Annotated in this window: 17 protein-coding genes; 8 read left to right on the top strand and 9 right to left on the bottom strand. The window is 71.4% G+C overall.

What is annotated here, in order from left to right; translation table 11 throughout:
• Positions 1 to 25: 25 nt before the first annotated feature.
• Complete coding sequence (locus ACZ4EG_RS09810; protein WP_467790232.1) at positions 26 to 1,228, bottom strand: Gfo/Idh/MocA family protein; 1,203 nt, start codon at positions 1,226 to 1,228, stop codon at positions 26 to 28.
• A gap of 127 nt (positions 1,229 to 1,355) precedes the next feature.
• On the opposite strand from ACZ4EG_RS09810, the gene ACZ4EG_RS09805 reads away from it, so the two are divergent.
• Together ACZ4EG_RS09805 and ACZ4EG_RS09800 are read left to right on the top strand one after the other, a co-directional pair.
• Positions 1,356 to 2,516 carry an ROK family transcriptional regulator gene (locus ACZ4EG_RS09805; RefSeq protein WP_467790231.1) on the top strand — a complete coding sequence of 387 codons (1,161 nt, stop codon included), beginning with the start codon at positions 1,356 to 1,358 and terminating at the stop codon, positions 2,514 to 2,516.
• A 100-nt stretch (positions 2,517 to 2,616) separates the two neighbouring features.
• Positions 2,617 to 2,802, top strand: coding sequence for a hypothetical protein (locus tag ACZ4EG_RS09800; RefSeq protein WP_467790230.1), 186 nt, complete (start codon positions 2,617 to 2,619; stop codon positions 2,800 to 2,802).
• Between the two features lie 50 nt (positions 2,803 to 2,852).
• Here ACZ4EG_RS09800 and ACZ4EG_RS09795 read toward each other — a convergent pair whose 3' ends face one another.
• The 3 genes from ACZ4EG_RS09795 to ACZ4EG_RS09785 all read right to left on the bottom strand — a co-directional run bounded on the left by ACZ4EG_RS09795 (position 2,853) and on the right by ACZ4EG_RS09785 (position 5,997).
• Positions 2,853 to 3,503, bottom strand: a complete 651-nt coding sequence (locus ACZ4EG_RS09795) for a class I SAM-dependent methyltransferase (RefSeq protein WP_453546828.1) — start codon at positions 3,501 to 3,503, stop codon at positions 2,853 to 2,855.
• 163 nt (positions 3,504 to 3,666) lie between these two features.
• Positions 3,667 to 5,049, bottom strand: a complete 1,383-nt coding sequence (locus tag ACZ4EG_RS09790; protein ID WP_453546156.1) for a S1 family peptidase — start codon at positions 5,047 to 5,049, stop codon at positions 3,667 to 3,669.
• A gap of 117 nt (positions 5,050 to 5,166) precedes the next feature.
• Positions 5,167 to 5,997, bottom strand: coding sequence for an SAM-dependent methyltransferase (locus tag ACZ4EG_RS09785; protein ID WP_390705923.1), 831 nt, complete (start codon positions 5,995 to 5,997; stop codon positions 5,167 to 5,169).
• Positions 5,998 to 6,185: 188 nt separating this feature from the next.
• On the opposite strand from ACZ4EG_RS09785, the gene ACZ4EG_RS09780 reads away from it, so the two are divergent.
• The 3 genes from ACZ4EG_RS09780 to ACZ4EG_RS09770 are packed head-to-tail and all read left to right on the top strand — an operon-like array spanning position 6,186 to position 8,569.
• Positions 6,186 to 7,364, top strand: a complete 1,179-nt coding sequence (locus tag ACZ4EG_RS09780; RefSeq protein WP_453546161.1) for a MalY/PatB family protein — start codon at positions 6,186 to 6,188, stop codon at positions 7,362 to 7,364.
• 49 nt (positions 7,365 to 7,413) lie between these two features.
• Positions 7,414 to 8,172, top strand: coding sequence for a type 1 glutamine amidotransferase domain-containing protein (locus tag ACZ4EG_RS09775; RefSeq protein ID WP_453546163.1), 759 nt, complete (start codon positions 7,414 to 7,416; stop codon positions 8,170 to 8,172).
• Between the two features lie 10 nt (positions 8,173 to 8,182).
• A complete protein-coding gene (locus tag ACZ4EG_RS09770; protein WP_453546165.1) occupies positions 8,183 to 8,569 on the top strand; it encodes a PPOX class F420-dependent oxidoreductase in 387 nt (128 codons plus the stop codon).
• A gap of 40 nt (positions 8,570 to 8,609) precedes the next feature.
• Here the strand turns inward: ACZ4EG_RS09770 and ACZ4EG_RS09765 are convergent, their stop codons facing one another.
• From ACZ4EG_RS09765 to ACZ4EG_RS09745, 5 genes are all read right to left on the bottom strand, one after another.
• Positions 8,610 to 11,372, bottom strand: a complete 2,763-nt coding sequence (locus tag ACZ4EG_RS09765) for an alpha/beta hydrolase (RefSeq protein WP_467790229.1) — start codon at positions 11,370 to 11,372, stop codon at positions 8,610 to 8,612.
• A 222-nt stretch (positions 11,373 to 11,594) separates the two neighbouring features.
• The gene (locus ACZ4EG_RS09760; RefSeq protein WP_390706245.1) at positions 11,595 to 12,017 is read right to left on the bottom strand and encodes a Zn-ribbon domain-containing OB-fold protein; all 423 of its coding nucleotides are present in this window, start codon (positions 12,015 to 12,017) and stop codon (positions 11,595 to 11,597) included.
• A 143-nt stretch (positions 12,018 to 12,160) separates the two neighbouring features.
• The gene (locus ACZ4EG_RS09755) at positions 12,161 to 12,925 is read right to left on the bottom strand and encodes a TetR family transcriptional regulator (RefSeq protein ID WP_467790228.1); all 765 of its coding nucleotides are present in this window, start codon (positions 12,923 to 12,925) and stop codon (positions 12,161 to 12,163) included.
• A gap of 75 nt (positions 12,926 to 13,000) precedes the next feature.
• Entirely contained in the window at positions 13,001 to 14,287 is a 1,287-nt protein-coding gene (locus tag ACZ4EG_RS09750) for a cytochrome P450 (protein ID WP_467790227.1), read from the bottom strand.
• A 65-nt stretch (positions 14,288 to 14,352) separates the two neighbouring features.
• Positions 14,353 to 15,702, bottom strand: coding sequence for a glutamine synthetase family protein (locus ACZ4EG_RS09745; RefSeq protein ID WP_453546174.1), 1,350 nt, complete (start codon positions 15,700 to 15,702; stop codon positions 14,353 to 14,355).
• Between the two features lie 369 nt (positions 15,703 to 16,071).
• On the opposite strand from ACZ4EG_RS09745, the gene ACZ4EG_RS09740 reads away from it, so the two are divergent.
• The 3 genes from ACZ4EG_RS09740 to ACZ4EG_RS09730 are packed head-to-tail and all read left to right on the top strand — an operon-like array spanning position 16,072 to position 18,295.
• Positions 16,072 to 16,260, top strand: a complete 189-nt coding sequence (locus tag ACZ4EG_RS09740; RefSeq protein WP_467790226.1) for a ferredoxin — start codon at positions 16,072 to 16,074, stop codon at positions 16,258 to 16,260.
• A 3-nt stretch (positions 16,261 to 16,263) separates the two neighbouring features.
• Positions 16,264 to 17,472, top strand: a complete 1,209-nt coding sequence (locus ACZ4EG_RS09735; protein WP_467790225.1) for an NAD(P)/FAD-dependent oxidoreductase — start codon at positions 16,264 to 16,266, stop codon at positions 17,470 to 17,472.
• Positions 17,473 to 17,482: 10 nt separating this feature from the next.
• Positions 17,483 to 18,295, top strand: a complete 813-nt coding sequence (locus ACZ4EG_RS09730) for an acetoacetate decarboxylase family protein (RefSeq protein WP_467790224.1) — start codon at positions 17,483 to 17,485, stop codon at positions 18,293 to 18,295.
• Positions 18,296 to 18,334: the final 39 nt, after the last annotated feature.

Genomic DNA, 18,334 nt, shown 5'->3' with positions numbered 1-18,334 from the left:
GCCCGGCGCTTCACAGCCCCTCGGCTCAGTTCTCCGGGGCGGCCTCGAAGTCCGGGATCTCCAGCCTGACACCGCCCTGCCGCGCGGACTCGTGCGCGATGATGCCCGGCAGGGTGTAGCGGGCGGCGACCCACGCGTTGACCGACGGCAGCGTGCGCGCGTTCACGGCCGTCACGAAGTCGTCGACCAGGAAGTGGTGACTGCCCTCGTGCCCGTTGTGCAGGTGGTCGAACTCCCGCGGCAGCCGTGACCGGTCGTGCACCGGCGCCGAGCCGGAGGTGAACGCGGCCCGCAGCTCCGGGGCGATGTGCTGGAGCGACGGATCGTCGGGGGACAGGGTCGGCTTGGGCTCCAGCAGCTCGGAGATGTCCTTCACCCCGTTCTTGTCCTGCCACAGGGCCACCGTCGCGAGCTGCTCCATGCTCGCCTCCGTGCCGAAGAACCGGAACCGGGACTCGCGGATGTGGGACGGGTAGCCCACCCGCCGGAACTCGTTGGTGCGGAACGAGCCGCCGCCCGCCACCTCGAACAGCGCGGTCGCGTTGGAGATGTCGTTGCCGAACTGGCTGACCTCCTGGTCGAACACCCCGTCCCCGCGCTCGTCCCGCACGCCGATCGCCGAGACGCTCACCGCGTGCGTCCGCCAGGCGCCGAGCACCCCGCCCACCGAGTGCGTCGGGTAGAGCAGCGGGGGATAGCTGGCCGTCGCCTTCCAGTTGTCGCCGCCGCTGTAGCGGTAGGCGTCGTAGAAGCCGAGGTCCATGTCGTGGACGTAGTCGCCCTCGGCGTAGAAGAGCCGCCCGAAGGCGCCGTCGGCGATCTGGTTGCGGGCGTGCACGGTCGCCGGGTTGTACTGGCTGGTCTCGCCCATCATGTACGTCAGCCCGGTGGCCCGGACCTTGTCGATGATCGCCCCGATCTCCTCCGTGCTGATCGCCATGGGGACCGCGGAGTAGACGTGCTTGCCGGCGTCCAGGCCCTGGACGACCAGCGGACCGTGTGTCCAGCGCTGGGTGAAGATCGCGACCGCGTCGACCGCCGGCGACTCCAGCATCGCCTCGTACGAGGGAAAAGTGCCGGTCAGGCCCTCGGCGGCGGCCAGTCGCCCGGCGCGCTCCGGCAGGAGGTCGGTCACATACACCTCGCTCACTCCCGGGTGGGCGAGGAACAGCTTGGCGAACTGACCGGAGAACTGGCCGGCTCCGACGATGCCTACAGAGAATGTCATGGCTACTTACTTTTGAGGCAGAACAATCCAGTCGTCAATAGCCGCGTGGATGTCATTCTCATCCGGCCGGTTTCGGCCTAGGGTGGCCTCGTTGCTTCCGAAGTGAAATAAACTCTGCGAGAACATCATGACCACTCATGCCGTCAGCTGGCAGCCGCTGAGTCCCGGGGAGCGCTCCGTGGCGATCGAGGTGCTCGTCAACGGGCCGCTGTCGCGGGCCGGGCTGGCCCGTCGGCTCGACCTCTCGGCGGGCAGTCTCACCCGGCTGACCAAGCCGCTGATCGAGTCGGGGCTGCTCGTCGAGGTGCCCGAGGCGGGTGCCGCCGCACAGGTGCGCCAGGGGCGGCCGTCCCAGCCGCTGGACATCGTCGCGGAGTCACGCCTCTTCCTCGGCTTCAAGATCACCGCCGAGATGGTCTACGGCGTCGTCACCACCCTCAGGAGCGATGTCGTCGCCCGTCTCGACCGGCCGCTGACCACGCATGAGCCCGGTGAAGTCGCCGATCTGCTGGGGGAGATGACCGCTCGGCTGGCCGAGCGCTTCCCGGCCCTCGCGGGGATCGGCATCGGGGCGGGCGGTCATGTGCGGGACCGCGCCGTCGTCGGGGAGTCGCCCTTCCTGGGCTGGCGGGACGTCCCCCTGGCGGCGCTGGTCGAGGAGCGCACCGGGCTGCCCGTGGTCGTGGAGAACGACGTCGCCGCCCTGGTCGAGGCCGAGACCTGGTTCGGCGCCGGGCGCGGGCTCGACCGCTTCGCCGTCCTGACCATCGGGGCGGGCATCGGATACGGGCTGGTGCTGGGCGGCAGACGGGTGCCGTTCGCCGAACAGGACCGTGGCTTCGCCCACCACTGGATCATCGACCCGAACGGTCCCCTGACCCCCGACGGTGAACGCGGCAGCGCCGTGTCGCTCCTCGCGATCCCGAGCATCCGCTACCAGATCCGGGCCGCCACCGGCCGCGACGCGACGTACGAGGAGATCCTCGCGGCCGCCGCCGCGGGCGAGCCCATGGCCTCCCGGGTGATCGACGAGGCGGCGCGGGCGCTGGGCACGCTGGTCGCCCAGATCGCCAACTTCGCGATGCCGCAGCGGATCCTGCTCGCCGGGGAGGGGGTCGGCCTGATGAGCGTGGCCGGCGCCGTCGTGGACGAGGCCGTGCGGGCCCGCCGCCATCCGCTGGCCGCGCCGGTCGACCTGGAGACCAAGGTCTCCGACTTCCACGACTGGGCCCGCGGGGCGGCCGTACTCGCCATCCAGGTCCTGGTGCTCGGTTCAGCCGAGGGGTGAACTCACCTGTGCTCCTTGACAGATGGACGTGATGAGTAACACGGTCTGAAATGTCCGGATCGCTCGTACTTACTCACATCGCCTTCACGTTCACCGGCATATGCTTCACATCATGTCCACCACTGTTGAAGCCGCCTCCGAGCGATCGGCCGCGGAGGTCAACGAGGAGATCAGAGCTTTGTGGCTCCGGTCGGGCGGGACACTGACCGTCGAGCAGCGCGAGGAGTACCAGCGCCTCGTCCTGGAGTGGTCCGCAGCGGCCCCGTCCCCGTCGCGGGCGGCCTGAGCGCCGTCTCTTCCCGCCGCCGGGGCGCTCGGGGGCTCCGATGTGCTTCGTCACGTGTGTTGCTTCCTTTTGCAGCGCAGGAAGATCTGCTCCTCGGGCTGCACGTCCACGCTCGCCGGCGCGTAGCTGTACGAGGTCTCCCCGACGATCTCGAAGCCCGCCGTCACGACCACCTCGCGCAGTTCCTCCCGCAGATAGCCGGACACCCGGATGGTGCTCCCGATGAACGGGATCGTGAAGTCGTCCACGTCCGCCTCCACCATCGACAACGCCAAGAGGCCGCCGGGAGCCAGCAGATGGTGGATGGTCCGCAGAGCGAGGGGGATCTCCGCGCGCGGCAGCATGAGCAGGGAGAAGAAGGCCGCGACCGCGTCGAAGCGGCCGAGGTCGCGGGGGCCGCCGGGCCGCAGGTCCGCGAGGTCGAGCTGATGGAACCGCGCCTCGGGCACGTTGTGGCGGGCCAGGTCGAGCATCCCGCGCGACAGGTCGACGCCGACGACCTCCAAGCCGGCGTCCACCAGTTGACGCGCGGTGGGTAGCCCGGTGCCGCAGCCCAGGTCCAGCGCGCGGGACCCGGCCGGCAGGGACTCGATGAGCCACTCGGTGGCGGCGATCTGCCCGTCCTTGTGCGGGAACGCCACGTCGTAGCGGTTGCCGATGGCGTCGAAGGCCTCTGCCTGACCCGTACGGTCGACCTGCATGTTCGCGTAACCGTGCTCGTCGGTGGGGCTGTTCACGAATAATCTCCCCTTTGGAGACCTCTTGATGTGATTTCTCACAAGTCGCAGGGCCGTGCAACGTCTGACCTGGCCGGAGCGGCTCGTGCCGGAGCGATCACCAAGAGTATTAGCCCGCCGGGGTGGATCAACCCCAGGTTGCCGAGTAATACCGCTGATACGCCCGGCGGTCCGCCTCCGCGCGGAAGTACCGGGTCGCCACCAGCGCGATCAGACTGCCCGCGATGACCAGCAGACCGGGACCGACGTTGCGGGTGTCGGTGAGCCGGGACAGCAGCGTCGCGCCGTCCGTGGTGCCGGTGACCGGGGCCGCGGACCCCGGCGAGGCCGCGCTGGGCGCCACGGCGCCCTGGTTGGCCGCCGTGGACGGCGCGCCGGACGGTGCGGCGTTCTGGCCGCCGTTGGCGTTCTGCTTCGAGACGATCAGCTGGACGCCGAGCGCGGACATCGCCTTCGTCACCGGCTGGAAGAACGTCGTACCGCCCGTGGTGCAGTCGCCGCTGCCGCCCGAGGTCACGCCGAGCGCGATGCCCTCGGAGAAGAGCGGGCCGCCGCTGTCGCCCGGTTCGGCGCACACGTTGGTCTGGATGAGTCCGGTGACCGTGCCCTCGGGATAGTTCACGGTCGCGTTGAGCGCGGTCACCTGGCCGTCGTGCAGCCCGCTGGTGCTTCCGCTGCGGAACACCCGCTGCCCGACGGTCGGATCGGCCGCCCCGGTGATCAGCACGCCCTTTCCGCCGCCGACGGCGACCACGTCGGCCCCCTGGCCGGCCTTGCCGGACGCGTACTGGATGAGCGAGAAGTCGCTGCCCGGGAAGTTGGTGTTGACCGTCGTGCCCAGCTGCTGGTTGCCCTGGTTGTCCCCGAACCAGATGGTGTTGGGGGGACCGCAGTGCCCGGCGGTGAGGATGAAGTCGCTGCGCCCGTTGGTGACGTTGAAGCCCAGGGAACAGCGCCCGCCGGTCGACAGGATGGGCTGCGCCCCGTTCAGGCGCGTGGTGAATCTGCCCTCGGTGCGGTCCATCTCCACGAAGCTGCCGATGCCCGTGGCGACCCGGGTCATCCGGGACCAGTCCGCGGCGGAGACGGTCCGGTCCGCCTCGACCACCACCCGATTGGTCCGGTAGTCCACCGCCCAGGCCGTGCCCGCCACCCGGGGTGCCGAACGCAGGGTGGCGGTGGCCGACTTGAGCTCGTTCATGCTGTGCGACACGATCTTCGCCTCGGCACCCGCCCGCTTCACCTCCGCCGCGGCCCGCTCGTCGGTGACCGCGACGACCGGGCGGCCGTCGGCGCCGATCCAGCTGCCCGCCGTACGGGCGGTGCCCAGCCTGGACACCAGGGCGGCGCCGGTGTTCCCGGCCGTATCCGCCGAGCTGAGCGGGAGGGCGGACGTACCGGGAGTCTCGCTCGCCATGGCGGTGGTGACCATCGCGCCTCCCAGAAGGAGTCCGCCGACCGCCGCCAGCTGCGTCACCCGCCGGACGACCCGTCGTCGTGCGTGCCTCATGCATGGCTCCCGAACCGTGAACGCGCGGTGTCAACACCGCGGGGCCCTCCGGTCGTTGAGCGCCCTTCCATGCATACGTGGCCCGGCGCGACGGCGTTCACCCCGTGGGTGATCTTCTCAGGCCTTGCGGGCCACCCCGCTGAACATGGCCACTTCCTCCGGCTCGGTGCCGTCCGTGTTCTCAGGCCGCCAACGTGAGCAGGACACCACGCCGGGCTCCAGCAGTTCGAGGCCGTCGAAGAACCGGGCGACGTCCTCGGGGGTGCGCTGGGTGAGCTTGGGCGTGCCGTGCTCGTTCCAGAACTTGACCGCCTCGTCCACGTCCGGCATCGACGGGCTGGTGATGGTGTGCGACAGCACGAGGTGGCTGCCGGACGGCAGCCGGTCCACCAGCCGGCGCACCAGGCCGTACGGGTCCTCGTCGTCGCCGACGAAGATGACCACGCCGAGCAGCATCAGCGCGACGGGCTTGCTGAAATCCAGCGTGCCGGCCGCGTGCTCCAGGATCGCGTCGACATTGCGGAGGTCCTCGTCCAGGTAGTCGGTACGGCCCTCGGGCGTGCTGGTGAGCAGGGCACGCGCATGGGCGAGGACGAGCGGGTCGTTGTCGACGTACACGATCCGGGAGTCCGGGGCGACGCTCTGGGCGACCTCATGCGTGTTGTCGGCGGTGGGCAGCCCGGTGCCGATGTCGAGGAACTGGCGTATGCCGACGTCGCCGACCAGATGCCGCACGGCGCGCCCGAGGAAGAGCCGGTCCGCGCGGGCGTACTCACCGATGCCGGGGTGCAGCTGACGGATCTGGTCGCCGGCCGCGCGGTCGACCTCGTAGTTGTCCTTGCCGCCGAGCCAGTAGTTCCAGATCCGGGCGGTGTGCGGCTGGTCGGTGTGGATGCGGGCGCGCAGCGAGGCGGCGACTTCGTTCGTGGCTGCCGGGTTGTCGGTCACGGGGTCAGCTCCTGGGGCCTGGTGCGAGTACGGCGTCAACACGCAATCTAGACGCCCGAGTTGATCTCCGCCGCACGTCCGTGGTTTTCCACCCCCGGCAGGCGGCCGCGCGGAGCGGCGCCGCGGCCGGCCGCGCCGGGATGTGCGCCCGATTCCGGCTCACCCCGCAGGCCCCTATCTTGAGCCCCATGACCAGCATCCCGCACGAGACGACAGGTGAACCGAATCCCCTGAGCGCACTCACCCTCGACCGCCTCCGACGTCGTACGAGCATGAAATGGCGCACCTACCCCGAGGACGTGCTGCCGCTGTGGGTGGCCGAGATGGACGTGCCGCTCGCCGCGCCCGTCGTCCGCGCGCTCACCGAAGCGCTGGAACTCGGGGACACCGGCTACCCGGCGGGCACCGCCTACGCCGAGGCGCTGGCCGCCTTCGCCGCCAAACGGTGGGGCTGGGACGGTCTGGCCGTGGAGCGCACCGCGATCGTGCCGGACGTGATGCTGGGCGTCGTCGAGATGCTCAGGCTGGTCACCGGGCCCGGCGACCCGGTGGTCGTCAACTCGCCGGTCTATCCGCCTTTCTTCCAGTTCGTCGAGCACATGGACCGGCGGGTGCTTCAGGCCCCGCTCGGCGCCGACCTGCGTATCGACCTCGACGGGCTGGAGGAGGCGTTCCGGCGGGCCGTCGCCGGGGGCGGGCGGGCCGCGTATCTGCTGTGCAGCCCGCACAACCCGACCGGAACCGTGCACACCGCAGATGAGCTGGCCGCCGTCGCCGCCCTCGCCGAACGCCACGGTGTGCGCGTCGTGGCGGACGAGATCCACGCCCCGCTGACCGCCGCGGGCGCCGCCTTCGTGCCGTATCTGAGCGTGCCGGGCGGCGAGAGCGGTCTGTCACTGATGTCGGCGTCGAAGGCCTGGAACCTGGCCGGCCTGAAGGCCGCGATCGCGATCGCCGGGCCCCGGGCCGCCGCCGATCTGGCCCGGCTGCCCGAGGAGGTGAGCCACGGCCCCAGTCACCTCGGCATCATCGCCCACACCGCCGCACTGGCCGACGGCGGCGCCTGGCTGGACGCGTTGCTGGCCGGCCTCGACGACAACCGGCGGCTGCTCGCCGCGCTGCTGGCCGAGCACCTGCCCGCCGTCCGCCACCGCCCGGCCGAGGCCACCTACCTCGCCTGGCTCGACTGCCGGGCACTCGGTCTGGGCGACGATCCGGCCGAGGTCTTCCTGGAGCGCGGCCGGGTCGCCCTCACCTCCGGGATCCCGTTCGGCACGGGCGGCGCCGGGCACGTACGCCTGAATCTGGCCACGTCGCCGGAGCTGATCACGGACGGTGTGCGCAGGATGGCGGCCGCTCTCCGGTGAGACGGACCGTCGTGTCATGGACACCTGGCCCGGCTGCCATCATGGGCCCATGCGCGTGCTGATGCCGGTCCCCGACCGGGACTTCGACGTGACCGAGGTGGCCGTGCCCTGGCGGCTGCTCACCGAGGCGGGACACGAGGTGGTCCTCGCCACCGAACGTGCCGGGACCCGGCCCGCCGCCGATCCCCGGCTGCTCACCGGAGTGCTCTTCGGGCAGCTGGGAGCGGCGGACGAGCCCAAGCGCTGGTACGAACAGCTCACCGCGGCACCGGAGTTCACGGCCACGGCCGCCTGGGCGGAGGTGACGGTGGACGACTTCGACGGGCTGCTGCTGCCGGGCGGACACGCGCCCGGTATGCGGCAGTACCTCGGTTCGCCCGAACTCCAGCGGCAGGTGGCCCGGTTCTGGGCACTCGGCAGGCCCGTCGGCGCCATCTGCCACGGGGTGCTGGTCCTGGCCCGGGCCCAGGACCCGGCGACCGGCCGCAGCGTGCTGGCCGGGCGCCGTACGACCTGTCTGCCCAAGTACATGGAACGCAGCGCCTATCTGACCACCGCCTGGCGTCTCGGCCGCTACTACCGCACCTACCCGGCGTACGTGGAGGACGAGGTGCGCTCGGCGCTCGCCGACCCGGGCACCCAGTTCGAGCGGGGGCCCAGAGTGCTCACCCGACGGGGAACCGCCGCCGATGACACGCACGCCTTCGTCGTCCAGGACGGCACCTATCTGTCGGCACGCTGGCCGGGAGACGCCTATCTCTTCGCCCGGCGCTATCTCGAACTCCTCGGCCGGCGGGCCTCCGCCTAGACTGCCGCTCATGGATGACACGTCGCTGGACCGGCTCGCATCGGGCAAGTACCTGCTGGTCACCAGTTACCGCAAGGACGGAACACCGGTCGCCACCCCGGTCTGGGTGGTGCGGGACGGGGACGCGCTCGGCGTGTGGACGGCGGCCGGCTCCTGGAAGGTCAAACGGATCCGCCGCCGCGCTGACGTCCTCGTCGGGGCCTGCGACGTGCGCGGGAACCCGAGCGGGGACCAGGTCGCCGCGACCGCCGAGATCGGCGACGCGGCCACGACCGGCCGCTATCGCGACCTCATCGCCCGCAAGTACGGCATCCTCGGCCGCCTCACCCTGCTGGGCAGCCGGCTGCGCAACGGGCGGGAAGGCACCGTCGGGATCCGGGTGACCCTGACGCCCTGAGGGAGCCTCGGCTCCCCCAGGGCGGGGGCTGCTAGGACTGCTAGGACGCGTTCAGCACCGTGCCGTTCAGCGTCACCCCGTCGGGCAGCGGCGTGCCATTGTCGTCCATCTGCTTCAGGCTCACGGACTCATCGGGCTCGCTGACCCGGTCCTTGATCGTGGGCAGGTCGACCTCGGTGCTGGTCCGGCCTGCCGGGAGGTTCACCCACAGATAGACGGACGCCTTGGACAGCGGGCGTTCCGGGTCGGGCTCCGCGACGGAGGCCTCCGCGAGCCAGTGCGGGTCCACGTCCTTCGTCGACAGCTCCGTTCCGGTGACCGGGACCGCCGTGAACACCGTCGAGAGGTCGCTGTCGGCGGCCTCGGACAGCGACAGCCGCCACTTCAGCGTCTTGCCCTCCTTCACCTTGTCGGCGACCGGAGTCACGGTGATTTTGGGGGCAGGGTCGTCGTTGCGCACGGTGATCCCGCCCCGGTAGGAGCCGACGACCGCACTGTGGATCGCCTTCACCACGATGTCGTGCTGGACGTCCGCGCCGTAGCGCGTGTTGCCCTTCACCTCGACCGGTACGTCGATGTCGTGGCCGCCGGGCCGTACGGTCACGACCCGGTTCTTGGCGGTGCCGGTCGCCGGGTCGAAGACATACACCCGGACCTGGCCGCTGCCCTGCCCGGACACCTGGACCGGCACCCGGTAGGTACGGACGCCCGAGTCACCCTCGTCCACCGTCGCACGGCCCACGTCGACGCGCGGCAGCGCGGCCGCCCGTACCGCGGGAGTGCCGGGGCGCCAGCCCCAGGCGTCCATCAGCCAGGCCTGCCCCTTGCGCGAACGTGCCGTCAGCTCCATCGACTTGATGTGCCGCAGATCGAGCCCGGCCCGGGTGGCCGCCGTCAGCGGCACCCGCACCTCGCGGGCCCAGTACGACGCGGTCCTCTCGCTGCCCGGCAGTCCGTCCACATGGGCGCGGCCGAGGGTCGCCCGGCGGCCGTGGGTGTCGGTGACGGACACGTCGAGTTGCGTCCCGGTGGAGTTCGGCGGCACGAACAGCCGCAGCGCCAGCGCCTTGGATCCGGCGAGGGACAGCGGCTCGGCCGTCTTCACCCGCGCGGCGGAACCGGCGGACGTCCAGCGCAGCGCGATCGCGTGCCGCCCGGCCTCCTTGTCCGTCTCCCACATCGCGAAGTGCGGCGAGGCACCCTTGGCGCCCCGGCCCAGGCAGGCCACGGCCGGGCTGGGATCCACGGCGGAGCACAGCTTGCCGCCGGTCACGGACACCTTGCCGTCCGGGAGGAAGCCGGCACCCCGGTTGGCGCCGACAGCGTGGCTGAGAACCCGCGCGGGATCCGCGGACGGGGCGCGCCGACCCGAGCCGTCGAGCAGCGGACGCACGCGGTCGTCACCGGCGACGAACAGGCGGGCCGCGGCCGCGATGTACGTGGAACCGGCCTTGTGCTGCTGGTCGGGGGTCAGCCGGGTGGCGGCGCGCTTCGAGCACACCGGGTCCCGGTGGTCCGGGTCGTCCCAGAAGTCGTCCTCCGCGGGGGCCTGTGCCTTGCCCGGAGTCCACTCGGTGTTGAAGTAGTTGTGGTTGGCGCCGATGACATAGACCGCGCTGTGCAGGGCGGTGCCGTTGGTGACCGCGCGGGTGCCGTCGACGTACACCTCGCCCTGAAGGTCGGAGACATCCCCGTCACAGCCCGGCAGGATCGTCGTCGACGGCACGTCGGGCACCGGGTTCTGGCCGAAGACGGTGGGGCCGATGAGAACGGTGCCGCTGATGTGCCAGCGCACCTTGCCGTGGTAGCCGTCCTGGTCGGCGGGCGGCGGGTACAGGCTGTCCAGCGCGGCCCGGTTCACGCCCTCGCCGCCGCGGGAGTGCCCGATCAGCAGCACCCGGGACAGGTCGGCGCGCGGCGCGCTCCGTACGACCGCCGGTGCCGAGTCGGGGTGGTCGGCCCAGTCGGCCCACTGGGCCAGGTGCAGCCGCACCAGCGACGAACGGGCCTGCGCTCCGCCGTCCTCGGCGGCGAAGTCCTGGCCGTTGATGCCGTTCGCCGCGATCGACACCGTCACATAGCCCTGCGAGGCCAGCAGCTTCTGGTCGCTCAGATAGCCGCGGTGGCTCGGCACCGGCTTGCTGCCGCGCGGGCAGGGCCACTCGCCGGTGACCTCGCCGTGCGGGACGTAGCAGGTGGAGTGGCGGCCGTGCAGGAACAGCGCGAGCGGGCGGCGGCCGGTGGCACCGGTCGGCGCCACCACCACGGCACGCATCTCGACCGGGGCCGAAAACCCGGGCAGGCGCACGGACTTGAGGCTGTACTCACCGGTCGCCGTACGGTACGGGCCCGGCTTGCCGGGGTCCACGGCGCCCGCGGGCAGCGGGGCCGGAGGCCTCGCCGCCGACCGGGCCCTGCTTGCTCCGGTCGCTCCCGCCGCGTCCAGCCGCCGTCCGCCGGACCAGACTTCGAGGCTCTTCAGATCGGCCGGCCGGACGCCGCCGATGCCGAGCCGGAACGTGTGCTCGTCCTTCCCAGGTGCCGGGACTCCCAACACCCGGCCTCCGGACCGGAATTCGACCCGGGCGTCGCCCATCGGCACCGGAGCCGAGGACCGCCACACCAACTGGGGTGCCGTGGGCTTCCCGGCGATGCGCCAGCCGGGTGGCAGACTCCCGTCGGTCACGGCTGCCAAGGGCTTGCTCTCAGGCGGCTGTTGAGCCTGCGCCGACCATCCCGAGGATCCTCCCGCCACCGCGAGCACCGCGGCGGCGGTGACCCATATTCGCCGGGCACGGACCACTGTTTCCCCTCCTCGCACGGCGAGTTCGGACGCCCCGGCCGTCCCGGGGGTCCCTCGCGCCCCGGAGGACGGAGAGGAGAGGCTGTGGGTTGCCTGTGCGGAGAGGGTGATCGCGACAATGGCCGAGACTGGTGGGGAGCCGGTGCGGAGACCGAGGAGAGAGCCGTGCGGAGTTGGCCCTCACGTACCTCGCACGCCCTGGCGTCGCCGCCCGCCCGGCCGTCAGGTCCAGGCGCGGTACGGCTCGTCGAGGAGCTGGAAGACCGGCTCGCCGCGGACGGGATCCTTGGCCGTGGACAGCCGGACGCGATCGCCGCTGTGGATGCCCACCGGATGACCCATGACCCGGCCCCGAACGACGAACCCCTCGGCCATCTCGATCAGCGACACATTGCGCGCGGCGGGCGTGTTGCGGTGCACCACCGTGGAGTGCCGGACCGTGCCCGTGCCCTCGCTGCGCTCGGTACGCAGCTCGCTGCCCTGGCACACCGGACACAGCAGCCGCTGGTACATCGCGGTACCGCACCAGGTGCAGCGCTGGTAGACGAGGGCGTCCCGGGTGTCGGCGGACGCGGACACGGGGTCGAGGACGCTCGTCGCGGAGCCGGCCGCCGGATGAACGACGCTTCCTGAGTGGTGGTACACGCTGGTCAACTCCCTGCGCTCGGCCGGAATCCCGCGTGCCGGCGCGGACCGTGCACGCATGTGCGCGGCTCACCGTGCCACCGTGCACGCCCACAGGGTATGGCACTGAGTGCCACTCGTAAAGGCACTCGGTACCCAGAATTTCAGTCGCGGCCCAGGGTCGACTCGATTTCCTGCACCATGCGCCACAGCGGGGCCCCGCGCCGGGAGACGAGCACGACCACGTCCTCGGGCCTCCCGGAGCGCTCCGCCCGCACGGAAGTGATGGGGCGTTCCGGACGTACCGGGAGCTTCTCGTCGGGCTCCGCCGCACCCGCCCGGCCGAAGGCGGACTGCACATAGCCGAGCGCGTGGTCCACCGTGGCGCCGGCGTCGCCCTGGCCGTCCGAACGCAGCCAGGAGCGCAGCGCGTTGTTGTGCGCGGCGACCACCGCGGCCGCGATCACGTCGGCCTGGAGGGTCCCGTCGGGCCGCCCGGCGAAACGCCCGCGGAGGTACTCCGCGAGCGCCCGCTCGTAGCGCCACACCACCGACAGCTCGTAGGCCCGCAGTCCCGGCACCTTCTTGGTGAGCCGGTAGCGCTGCACGGAGAAGGTGGGGTTCTCGGCGTACATCCGCAGCACCAGCCGGGCCGCGTCGCAGACCCGCCGCACCGGCTCCGCGTCCGCCTCGCTCCCGGCGAGGAACGCGGTCATGTCGGCCAGGCAGCGCTCGTGGTCGGGGAAGACCACGTCCTCCTTGGAGGGGAAGTAACGGAAGAACGAGCGCCGGCCCACTCCGGCGAGTGCCACGATGTCGTCGACGGTGGTCTGCTCGTACCCGCGTTCCAGGAACAGCTGGAATGCCGCCGCGACCAGGGCGTCCCGCATGGGCGGCTTCGCGGACGCTGCCGCGCTGCTGGAGCTCATGGACGCGAACGTAGCACTCGATCGCAGCGTATGGCACTCAGTGCAGGCTTGAGGGGGAACTGAGTGTCGGGCGACTCAGGCCAGGGTCACCTCCACCGGCAGCTTCTTGATGCCGTTCACGAAGTTCGAGCGGACCCGCGGCACCTCACCGGTGAGACGGATGCCCGCGAGCCGGGGGATGAGCTCTTCGAACATGATGCGGATCTCGGTGCGGGCGAGCAGATTGCCCAGACACAGATGGGGGCTGCCCTTGCCGAAGGTGACGTGGTCGTTGTGCTGCCGGGCGACGTCGAAGTCGTACGGATTGCCGAACACCTCCTCGTCCCGGTTGCCGGAGGCGTACCACATGACGACCTTGTCGCCCTCCTTGATCCGCTTGCCGCCGAGCTCGACGTCACGGGTCGCGGTGCGGCGGAAGTGGTACACGGGGGAGGCCCAGCGCAGGAACTCCTCCACGGCGGTGGGGATCAGGGAGGGGTCCTCCTGGAGGCGGGCGAGCTGCTCGGGGTGCTGGAGGAGGGCCAGCATGGAGTGGGTGATGGTGTGCCGGGTGGTCTCGTTGCCGGCGACCACCAGCAGCAGGAAGTAGTTGTCGAAGTCCCGCGGGGAGAGCGGGACACCGTCGCGCGGGGTGGTGTTGACCAGCTTCGACACCAGGTCCGTGCCGTCCTTGCCGCGCCGCTGCCGGGCCAGCTCCCGTCCGTAGGCGAACACCTCCAGCGAGGCGGGGGAGCGGAACGGCAGGTCGCGGTACTGCTCGCTCTCCTCGCTGTGCAGCAGCACGTCCGCGTAGTCCGGGTCGGTGTTGCCGATGATCCGGTTGCCCCAGTCGATGAGCTGCTGGTTGTCCGCCGGCGGCACGTCCAGCAACCGCGCCAGCACATTGATGGGGAAATCGGCCGAGATCTCCTTGACGAAGTCGAAGCCGCCCTTGGCGAGGGCGGCGTCCAGCGTGGTCGCGGTCAGACCGCGCAGGAAGTCCGTGTAGCTGCTGATCACGCTCGCGCCGAACTGGCGCTGGATCACGCTGCGCAGCGCGCGGTGGCGGACGCCGTCGAGCTCCAGGATGGAGGCGCGCTTCTTGATCTGGTCGTCGTCGAGCTCCTCCAGGTTGACGAACCGGGACGAGGTGAACGTCTCGGCGTCCCGGTCGACCCGGGCGATGTCCGCGTGCCGCGTCACTGCCCAGAAGCCGGAGCTGGGCGCCTCCTCCGGCTGCCAGTGCACCGGGTCCTCATGGCGCAGCGTGTGGAACATCCGCCAGGGGGTGACCCCGTCGGTGAAGTTGTCCAGGTCGGCGAGATCGACGTCCGACAGGGGCATCGGGTCGCTCGCGGCGGCGGTCGGGGTCTCGGTGGTCATGAAATGGCTCCTCGGCATCGGGGACGGCGGCACGGACGGCGACGTGGACGGCGTCACGGGCGGTGTCACAGGTGGTAGGCGTACTCGGTGAACTCCCAGTCGGTGACGTGCCGTTGGAAACGTTCGACCTCGTCGCGCTTGTAGGAGAGGAAGGACGTGGTGAAGTCCTTGCCGAGGACGTCGGCCAGGGCGGTGTCCGCCTCCAGCGCGTCCAGGGCGGCGGACAGGGTCGTCGGCAGCATGGCCGACCTGGCGGTGTCGTAGCCGTATCCCTCCAGCGGGGCCGGGGGCTCCTCGCCCGCCAGCACGCCGAGCAGCGTGGCGGCCGCGGTCCCGGCGATGGCGAGGTACGGATTGGCGCTCGCGTCGCCCAGCCGCAGCTCGAAACGGGCGCCGGAACCGCGCTCCGGCGGGATGCGGACCATGGCGCTGCGGTTGTCCAGGCCCCAGTCGATCAGCCAGGGGGCAAGGGTGTCGGGCCCGAAGCGCTTGTACGAGTTCACCGTCGGATTGAGCAGCGCGGCCAGCGCCGGAGCGTGCGCGAGGACACCGGCGACCGCGTGGCGCGCGGTGCGCGAGAGGCCGTACGCCCCCGCCTGGTCGTCGAACGCGTTGCGGTCGTCGGGGCCGTCGCAGGACAGGTGCAGATGGAAGCCGGAGCCGCCGGAGTCGTTGAACGGCTTGGCCATGAAGGTGGCGAGCCTGCCCTCGCGGCGGGCCAGCTCCTTGATCGCGGCCTTGAAACGGAAGGAGCGGTCGGCGGCCGACAGCGCGTCGGAGTGATCCAGGTTGATCTCGAACTGCCCGCCGTCGAACTCGTGGTTGCCGCTGATCACGCCGATGCCGAGGTCGCGCGCCTGGCGCAGGGTGCGCAGCAGGTGGTTGTCGGGGTCGGCGCGCAGTCCGGCGGTGTACACGACCCCGGGATTCCGCGCGTACCGGCGCCAGCCGCCGGCCGGGTCCGGTTCGCACAGGTAGTACTCCAGCTCCGGCCCGACGACCGGGTGCAGCCCGTGCTCGGCACAGCGGTCGAGGACCGTGCGCAGCAGGTCGCGGGGGGATTCGGGCGCCGGTGACCCGGTGGCCGGGTCGACGACCTCGGCGAGACAGGAGGCGACTCCGGGCTCCCAGGGCAGTGCGACCAGCGTGTCGAGGTCGGGGCGTACGGCGATGTCGGGCAGCCCGGCGTCCAGGCCGCCGCTGACCGGAACCACATCGCCCTGGGGGCTGGTGTGGTACACGGCCCGGCAGAAGGCGAGGCCGTGCTCCATGGCCCGGGGGAGCTCCTCGACCAGGAGGTCGCGCGCCCGGTCGGTGCCGAGCAGGTCGGGATAGGTCACCCGGACCACGTCGGTGCCGTCGGCGGCGAGCCGTTCCATGTGGCGGCGGACTTCCTGGATGTCGTGAGCGCTCACCGTTGTCTCCTGGGGCGGACGTCGGGCACCTCCGGGACATGCGGTCCGGGAGGTGGGTGGCGTGTGGCGGCAGCGTCGGGGCGCGGTGGGGGAGGGGTGGCTCCCAGGCGGCTCCCGGCATGCTGTTTGAAGCCAAACGGTATGGAGGGGTGGTCCGCGCCGCAAGGGGTTCGGGCCAAGAATTTATCCATCCGGATAGGTATTGACCAGGGGGTGGCGGCTCCCTACCTTGTTTGAAGCCAAACGAGTTCGGGGTGCGGTCACCGCACCCCGTTGGCCGGGGCCCCTCCTGAGCCGGAGGGGCCCCACCCCCTTACTTCGCTTTTCCTTCACCCCGCTCCGACGCCCTCACCCTCAGGAGGACCGGCCATGAAGGTCGTCGTCGACATGAACAAGTGCCAGGACCACGGCCAGTGCGTCTTCGCGGCGCCCGACGTCTTCCGGCTCGACGCCGACGGACGCCTCGGCTACGTCGCCGACCCCGACGACGCCCTGCGCGACGAGGTCGAAGAGGCCGCCGACGTCTGCCCGCTGCAGGCCATCAGGATCGAGGACTGACCCATGAGCGGTCGCATCGTCGTCGCCGGCGCCTCCATGGCCGGCCTGCGTGCCGCCGAACAGCTGCGTGCGGCGGGCTGGACCGGGGCCGTCACCGTCATCGGGGACGAGCCCCACATGCCGTACAACCGCCCTCCGCTCTCCAAGGAGGTCCTCGCCGGAAAGGCGCCCTTCGCGTCACTGGCCCTCCGTCCCCGCGGAAGCGTCGCCGACGTGGAGTGGCGCCTCGGCCGCAGGGTCGTCGCGGCCCGGCTCGTCGAACGGACCGTCGAACTCGACGGAGGCGAGGTGCTCCCGTACGACGGTCTCGTCGTCGCCACCGGCATGCGGCCCCGGCGGCTGCGCTGCCCCGGTCCGCTCGCGGGCCGGCACACGGTGCGCACCCTCGCCGACGCCCAAGGCCTGCGCGAGGCGCTGACCCGGCCCGGCGCACGGGTGGTCGTGGTCGGCGCCGGCTTCATCGGCTGCGAGGTCGCCGCCACCGCCGTGGGACTCGGCGCCGCCGAGGTGACCGTCGTGGATCCGCTGCCCCTGCCGATGGTGGGCCCGCTCGGCGACCTCCTCGCCCGCGCGCTGCTCGCGCGCCACGAGGAGCGCGGGGTGCGCTTCGCGCTCGGCACGGGTGTCGCGGGCTTCGAGGGCGACGACCGGGTCACCGGTGTCGTGCTGAGCGACGGCTCGGTCCGGCCGGCCGACGTGGTGGTCGAATCGGTCGGTTCGGTCGCCAACACCGAGTGGCTGGACGGCAACGGCCTCGACCTGACCGACGGCGTCCTCACCGACGAGCTGCTGCGGGTCGGCGGCCGCCCGGAGGTCGTCGCGGTCGGCGACGTCGCCCGCTTCCCCAACGCCCGCTACGACGGCGTGCCGCGCCGGGTGGAGCACTGGTCCATCCCCACCGACACCGCGAAGCAGGCCGCGAAGGCCCTCGTCGCCCATCTCGTCGACGGTGAGCCGGAGCCGGCGCCGTTCGCGCCGCTGCCCACCTTCTGGAGCGACCAGCACGACTTCCGGCTGCAGTCCTTCGGCGCGCCCGCGCTCGGCCTCGCCGACGTCCGGGTCCTCGACGGCGACACCGACGGCGACCTTCTCGCCGGCTACCACCGCGACGGCCGCCTGGTCGGCGTCGTCGCGCTCGGCGGCCCCGGCGTCGCGTCCGCCGCCGCCCGCTATCGCGCCGAACTGCTGAAGCAACCCGCCCTCACCGCGTAAGGAGCCTCAAGTGACCAGTGTTCGCGGTTACTTCCACCCCAAGACGGCGACGGGTGCCTCCTCGCTGATCCCCTCGCCGCCCTGGCACTACTCCGGCGACCTGCTCACTGTCGAATACCGCACGGATCCCTCGCGGGTGCGTGAACTGCTCCCCGAACCATTGGAGTTGGCCGACGAGGACCCCGGTGCGGTCGCCCTGATCTGGGCCGACTGGCAGTCCTGCTCACAGTCGGGCCCGGAGCTGCTCGATCCGGTGCTGTCGCAGTACAAGGAGGCCTTCGCGGTCGTCCGGTGCACGTACCGGGGGCAGACGTACTCGCGGTGCGTGTACATCTGGGTGGACAAGGACTTCGCGATCGCGCGGGGGCTGCACCAGGGGTATCCGAAGAAGCTCGGGTCCATTCACCAGACACGGCCGCATCCGTACGGGCCCGCTCCGCGGATCGAGGCGGGGGCGCGGTTCGGGGCGACGCTCGCGGCTGCCGACCGGCGGTTGGCTCAGGTGGTTGTGACCCTGAGGGAGCCTGCCGACACCAACGGGTTCGTCAACGGGCACCCCATGGCCCACCATCGCTGGCTGCCCTCGATCGAGAAGGGCAAGGGGCTTGCACTGGACGAGCTGATCGAGTCGGGGGCGGATTCCTTCCAGGGGGGTCAACCGTGGGTCGGTGACGCCGAGTTGGAGTTGTTCGCGGCGCCGACCGAGGAGTTGGCGCGGCTGGAGGTTCGTGAGCCGATCGCTGCGTACTACCGGCAGGTGGGCGTCGTATGGGACGGCGGGCGCTTGCTGGAGTCCGGGACGTCGGGGGTGAGTGCCGAGTGAGGCCGTCATCGAGACTCCGGACGTCTGTGGCTGGTCGCG

It is taken from the genome of Streptomyces sp. NPDC025638 (assembly GCF_055558775.1).
This window is presented reverse-complemented; position numbering and strand designations above follow the sequence as displayed.

Excerpts from the sequence above, each read along its gene's own strand:
- ACZ4EG_RS09810 (WP_467790232.1), bottom strand. The coding sequence starts at position 1,228 with ATGACATTCTCTGTAGGCATCGTCGGAGCCGGCCAGTTCTCCGGTCAG.
- ACZ4EG_RS09805 (WP_467790231.1), top strand. The coding sequence starts at position 1,356 with ATGACCACTCATGCCGTCAGCTGGCAGCCGCTGAGTCCCGGGGAGCGC.
- ACZ4EG_RS09800 (WP_467790230.1), top strand. The coding sequence starts at position 2,617 with ATGCTTCACATCATGTCCACCACTGTTGAAGCCGCCTCCGAGCGATCG.
- ACZ4EG_RS09795 (WP_453546828.1), bottom strand. The coding sequence starts at position 3,503 with ATGCAGGTCGACCGTACGGGTCAGGCAGAGGCCTTCGACGCCATCGGC.
- ACZ4EG_RS09790 (WP_453546156.1), bottom strand. The coding sequence starts at position 5,049 with ATGAGGCACGCACGACGACGGGTCGTCCGGCGGGTGACGCAGCTGGCG.
- ACZ4EG_RS09780 (WP_453546161.1), top strand. The coding sequence starts at position 6,186 with ATGACCAGCATCCCGCACGAGACGACAGGTGAACCGAATCCCCTGAGC.
- ACZ4EG_RS09775 (WP_453546163.1), top strand. The coding sequence starts at position 7,414 with ATGCGCGTGCTGATGCCGGTCCCCGACCGGGACTTCGACGTGACCGAG.
- ACZ4EG_RS09770 (WP_453546165.1), top strand. The coding sequence starts at position 8,183 with ATGGATGACACGTCGCTGGACCGGCTCGCATCGGGCAAGTACCTGCTG.
- ACZ4EG_RS09755 (WP_467790228.1), bottom strand. The coding sequence starts at position 12,925 with ATGAGCTCCAGCAGCGCGGCAGCGTCCGCGAAGCCGCCCATGCGGGAC.
- ACZ4EG_RS09750 (WP_467790227.1), bottom strand. The coding sequence starts at position 14,287 with ATGACCACCGAGACCCCGACCGCCGCCGCGAGCGACCCGATGCCCCTG.
- ACZ4EG_RS09740 (WP_467790226.1), top strand. The coding sequence starts at position 16,072 with ATGAAGGTCGTCGTCGACATGAACAAGTGCCAGGACCACGGCCAGTGC.
- ACZ4EG_RS09735 (WP_467790225.1), top strand. The coding sequence starts at position 16,264 with ATGAGCGGTCGCATCGTCGTCGCCGGCGCCTCCATGGCCGGCCTGCGT.